Here is a 606-nt window from a genome sequence, read left to right on the forward strand (position 1 = left end):
ACCCTACACAGGTGATGCTGAAGCAGCAATGAAAAACGTATTAACCTTAGTACTCGACGCAGGGCTTATTCCATTGGCTGTGGAGCGTCAAGAAACAAGTTTAGAAGATATCTTCATGGAAGTTGTTCAATGATTGATGTTTTGTATTTCCTAAAAAAGGAATTAATGGAATCATGGCGGCATTATCGTGTCATGATCCTAGGACTAGTATTTTTACTTTTTGGCATAGAAAGTCCGTTAATCGCTAAAATTACACCGGATCTGCTGAAGGCAGTTGGTGGCCAACTGAAGTTTTCCCTTCCTAATCCCACAAGTATTCAGGCTTGGCAACAATTCTTCAAAAATATGACTCAGATCGGCATCTACCTCTTGGCTGCAATAACAAGTAATACAGTCAGCCAAGAGGTAAGCCGTGGCACATTAGTCAATCTGATCAGTAAAGGACTGCCACGGTATGCAATCATTAGTGCTAAATATGTGATGGCTATGCTGCTATGGTTTGGCGCTATCTTATTTTCGTTTTTAGTTACTTGGGTATATACGGCATACTATTTTCCAGATCACTACACGCCGCATGTTTGGTTGGGGGTCTTGCCACTTCTGTTA

The 606-nt window shown here is 41.3% G+C and carries 1 pseudogene; it reads left to right on the forward strand.

Going from position 1 to position 606, the window contains the following annotated elements:
• Positions 1-165: 165 nt before the first annotated feature.
• A pseudogene (locus KH893_RS11465) lies at positions 166-606 on the forward strand (ABC transporter permease); the annotation flags it as partial.

Origin of the sequence: Liquorilactobacillus sicerae, from assembly GCF_029916425.1 — a bacterium.
Lineage (GTDB): Bacteria > Bacillota > Bacilli > Lactobacillales > Lactobacillaceae > Liquorilactobacillus > Liquorilactobacillus sicerae.